The organism is Lutibacter sp. (genome assembly GCF_041596795.1).
Classification (GTDB): domain Bacteria; phylum Bacteroidota; class Bacteroidia; order Flavobacteriales; family Flavobacteriaceae; genus Lutibacter.
The window spans coordinates 1-4,033 of record NZ_JBFHHX010000213.1 but is presented as its reverse complement, the minus strand read 5'-3'; the positions used below and the strand labels follow the sequence as shown (position 1 = coordinate 4,033).

Sequence of the window (4,033 nt, the reverse complement as noted above, 5' to 3'; positions counted from 1 at the left end):
GAATTGTATCATTAGTTCCTTCACAAACCGAGTTACTTTGTGATTTGGCGTTAGAAAATGAATTGGTTGGAATTACTCAATTTTGCAAACATCCCTATCATTTAAAATCGACCAAAGCAATAGTTGGTGGAACTAAAAAAGCAGATTACGAAAAAATAAAGGCTTTAAATCCTGATTTTATTTTGTGCAACAAGGAAGAAAACGCTTATGATATGTTGCCTGAATTGGAGAAAATTGCACCTACATATTTTTCAGATATAAATACCTTAAACCAATCTATTGATTTTATTCTGCATTTAGGCACCGTATTAAATAGAAGAACTGAAGCTGACAATCTTGCGCATAAAATAGAATATAAATTAGCTGATTTTAATCAATTTATAAAAGACAGACCTACTAGAAAGGTTGCTTATTTTATTTGGTCAAAACCTTGGATGGTTGCCGGAAACGATACCTACATTAATGAAATGTTGAAACTAAATAAGTTTGAGAATATTTATGATGATATGAGCAGATACCCAAAAGTTGAAGTAAACAGAATTAGGTATGAAGGTGATCCTGATGTTGTTATTTTATCGTCAGAACCATTTCCATTTAAAGATGAACATGCTTTAGAAATTGGAACTTATACAAACCGATCGATCACTGTTTTTGGCGATGGCGAAATGTTTAGTTGGCCAGGATCCAGAACGCTTTTAGCTTTTGAATATTTTAAAAAATTACACGAAAAATTAGAAAGCCACTTTTAAAGTGGCTTTAAGTGTATATCTAAATTAGCTAAAGCAGAATCATTTTCTTCAGCTCCTTCCCCTTCTAAATTCAAAATCATTTCAGTGTCTTTTACGGCTTTTATACGTGCATATATTTTATCATCAGTAAATAGTAACACATATTTTTTATCTGTATTATAAACCCAATTCCCTTGCTTTTTTTCTCCAGTAACTGTATCTAAACTATAAGTCCCATCTTGTTTCATTAAAAGAGTAAAATTTGTAGCATCATTTAACTTTCTAATTTTCATTCCGCTTAATGTTGTAAAATCAACATTCCAATTTTTACAAATTATTCCATCTAATTTAACTTTAGACATGTATACTTTTTGACTTGATGCCGTAAAAACAACTAAACAAATAAAAGCACCACTTAAAATCTTTTTCATATTATAAATATTTTATTGATCTTGCAAAGCAAAAACTCGCTTTAACAGATCGGAAGTTCTACTTGCAACTTTGGTTCTAATATCCAATTCTTCTACTTCAACCATTTTAAAAACACCTCTTAAAGCTTCACCCGTAACATAATCTGTTAAATCTGGATTTACTTTATTTACAAACGGAATATTGTTATATCTGGTTATTAAATCAGTCCAAACTTTATCTGCTCCAACTTTTTGAAATGAATTAGCAATAATTGGATTAAATTTTTGATACAATGCATCTGATGTTGTTCCTTGTAAATAGAGTGTTGCTGCATTCTTATCGCCCATTAAAATATTTTTTGCATCAGTAAACGACATTCCCTTTATAGCATCAACAAAAATTGGTATAGCTTCTCCAACTGCATCTTCAGCTGCTCTATTTAAAACCTTTAAACCTTCATCAGCTAAATTAGATAAACCTATTTTACGTAAAGCATTGTCTACTTTTTGCAATTCTTCTGGCAATAAAATTTTAGTTAACTCATTCTTATAAAAACCATCTTGTACCGCTAATTTTGAAACTTGATTGGTAATTCCATTATTTAATGCTTCTTTTAAACCACTTCCAATTTGGTCGTTGGTAATAATGCCGTTTGGCAACTGATTTACAACTTGTTGCAACTCAGCACATGCTGATAGTTGAAAAATTACTAATACTAAAGCTATTTTTTTTATCATTTTTTTACTTTTTAAAATTTCCTGTTTTTTTGTCATATCCAAACGGACAATGTTTACATCCATTTTTACAACAATATCCTCTTTTTAAGTGATATTGCTCTGTAAAAACTCGATAACCTTGTTCGTTAAAATAAAAATCTCCTTCTTCTAAAGGAGCTATGTTGGCATAATTCATAATAAATACAAAACTAATCAAATATTTTTTAAATTCTCAACTCTTAAATACCTCATATAAATTCGTTATTTCATTAAACATATTGAGTTGTAAATAATTTTTCTCTATTACATAATAAAAACAATCAATTTTTATTATCGGTAAGTTTTATCTAACTTTGTTTAAAACAAACTAATTGATGCTCAATAAAAACTTGAACATATTAATAACCAATTAATTACGCAAACAATTAAAAAAGGATTTGTTCATTTTAAAACGGTAGTAAAAAAAATCCTCTAAAACAGCTAAGTTCTCAAAATTATTAATAAACGAAAAGTGAAAAATACTAATTTAAGATATATTACTATATCCAGTAAAAAAATAAAAAAACATTTACTTATAACCCATAAGGAAGTTAATATTTTACATTCATTTATACAAAATACTACTAATAGTGAAGTATTGATTTTAAATACAAATTTAGGTATAGAAATTTATTATTTATCCACTATTGACTGCGGAGTTTTAGTTAAAAATTCATTTTTATTATTAACAAACAAAAGAAAGACTTCGGAAAACGATTACAGGATTTTTATGTATAATTCCATAAATGATATTAAAGCAGAAATTCAAACTTCATTATTAAGAATATCTGCAATGCCTTTATCTTTTAAATGTTATTCAAAAAATTTATTCAACCAATTAAAACTTATACATATAAATAACGAGCAAATTATTTTAGAACTTTTTAAAATATTAGAAGATGTACTTGCATCTATATATGTAAACGGATTAAACAACTCTAAAATTGAACAGTTTATTGATGAATTAGCTCTTTTACCAATAAATATAAATCATAGCTCTATTTTAAAACTTGGACTTACCAGAGAAGCTATGAACAACAATAGAAGAAATTAAAAAAAAAAAAAAAAGCGTTCAATATTGAACGCTTTTTTTAATTATTTTTCAATTCCTGGAGGATATTTCGCCATTATCTCACCAACAAACTCTTTAATTCTTTCTTCTTTTTTAGTTACATTTCCGGTGGTATTTAAAGCTCCACTTCCAATACCTTGCCAAGCTAATTCTTTAGTTTTAGCATCAATTAAATCAACAAACAAAGTGCCTTCGGTATATTTTGAAATATGAGTTCCAAAATTTGGACCATAATACCAAGGATGCCAACCAAAATACATATTGTTATGATTATAAATATCAACTTTCTGACGTGATTTAGTAAAAATATTCACCAAAACATCAGGATTTTCAGAAATTGTCATTCCCTTTGCTAATAATTCATTTTCAATTGCTTTTAAAATTCTACGCTTATCTAAATCCGAAATTTCTACTTTATCTATTCCTTTTTTATAAAACGCAAATGTTTTAAATTTTGAAAAATCGGTAGTAGTATCATAATCAGAAGTAACTCTAACTGAACTACATGAGGCTACTAAAAAAAGTAAGGCAACTGGTAATAATTTGAAGACTTTCATTTGAGTAATTTTTAACTAATTGAACAAATTATGTAATAATGAATCTTCTACTAAATTTGGCAAGGTAACTTTTAATTTTGGCTCAACTTCCATTACTCTTTTAATAGCAAATGTAGCACCTTTATTACGTGCCCAATTTCTTCTAGAAATTCCATTATTTACATCCCAAAAAAGCATACTTTTTAAACGCTTTTCTGCTTCTATACTACCATCAAGAACCATACCAAAACCACCATTAATTACTTCTCCCCAACCAACGCCACCGCCATTATGTATTGAAACCCAGGTTGCTCCTCTAAAACTATCACCAATTACATTTTGTATAGCCATATCTGCTGTAAATTGTGAACCATCATAAATATTAGAAGTTTCTCTGTACGGAGAATCTGTTCCAGACACATCGTGATGATCTCTTCCCAATACAATTGGCGCTGTAATTTCACCACTTTTTATTGCATTGTTAAAAGCTTCCGCAATTTTAATTCTTCCTTCAGCATCAGCATATAAAAT

Annotated in this window: 6 protein-coding genes and 1 pseudogene; 2 read left to right on the top strand and 5 right to left on the bottom strand. The window is 28.3% G+C overall.

Translation table 11 applies throughout. The features are described 5' to 3' along the window. Positions 1-2 precede the first annotated feature (2 nt). Positions 3-749 (top strand): ABC transporter substrate-binding protein, encoded by a 747-nt coding sequence (locus ABY298_RS15340; protein ID WP_372746926.1) that lies wholly within the window; start codon positions 3-5, stop codon positions 747-749. On the opposite strand, the gene ABY298_RS15335 is transcribed toward ABY298_RS15340, so the two are convergent. From ABY298_RS15335 to ABY298_RS15325, 3 genes are read right to left on the bottom strand one after another with little or no spacing between them, the layout of a single operon-like run. Continuing rightward, entirely contained in the window at positions 746-1,159 is a 414-nt protein-coding gene (locus ABY298_RS15335) for a hypothetical protein (protein ID WP_372746925.1), read from the bottom strand. The genes ABY298_RS15340 and ABY298_RS15335 overlap by 4 nt on opposite strands. A gap of 12 nt (positions 1,160-1,171) precedes the next feature. Beyond that, on the bottom strand, positions 1,172-1,876 hold the full coding sequence (locus ABY298_RS15330) for a DUF4197 domain-containing protein (protein ID WP_372746924.1): 705 nt from the start codon (positions 1,874-1,876) through the stop codon (positions 1,172-1,174). A gap of 4 nt (positions 1,877-1,880) precedes the next feature. Next, complete coding sequence (locus ABY298_RS15325) at positions 1,881-2,051, bottom strand: DUF5522 domain-containing protein (protein WP_372746927.1); 171 nt, start codon at positions 2,049-2,051, stop codon at positions 1,881-1,883. Positions 2,052-2,624: 573 nt separating this feature from the next. Between ABY298_RS15325 and ABY298_RS15320 the strand changes: the two genes are divergently transcribed. Beyond that, on the top strand, positions 2,625-2,948 hold the full coding sequence (locus ABY298_RS15320; RefSeq protein ID WP_372746923.1) for a hypothetical protein: 324 nt from the start codon (positions 2,625-2,627) through the stop codon (positions 2,946-2,948). A 41-nt stretch (positions 2,949-2,989) separates the two neighbouring features. On the opposite strand, the gene ABY298_RS15315 is transcribed toward ABY298_RS15320, so the two are convergent. After that, a complete protein-coding gene (locus tag ABY298_RS15315) occupies positions 2,990-3,523 on the bottom strand; it encodes a DUF4136 domain-containing protein (protein ID WP_372746922.1) in 534 nt (177 codons plus the stop codon). A gap of 15 nt (positions 3,524-3,538) precedes the next feature. Further along, positions 3,539-4,033, bottom strand: a pseudogene (locus tag ABY298_RS15310) (urocanate hydratase); the annotation flags it as partial.

Coding starts and splice junctions, on each gene's coding strand:
- ABY298_RS15335 (WP_372746925.1), bottom strand. CDS start 1,159: ATGAAAAAGATTTTAAGTGGTGCTTTTATTTGTTTAGTTGTTTTTACG.
- ABY298_RS15330 (WP_372746924.1), bottom strand. CDS start 1,876: ATGATAAAAAAAATAGCTTTAGTATTAGTAATTTTTCAACTATCAGCA.
- ABY298_RS15325 (WP_372746927.1), bottom strand. CDS start 2,051: ATGAATTATGCCAACATAGCTCCTTTAGAAGAAGGAGATTTTTATTTT.
- ABY298_RS15320 (WP_372746923.1), top strand. CDS start 2,625: ATGTATAATTCCATAAATGATATTAAAGCAGAAATTCAAACTTCATTA.
- ABY298_RS15315 (WP_372746922.1), bottom strand. CDS start 3,523: ATGAAAGTCTTCAAATTATTACCAGTTGCCTTACTTTTTTTAGTAGCC.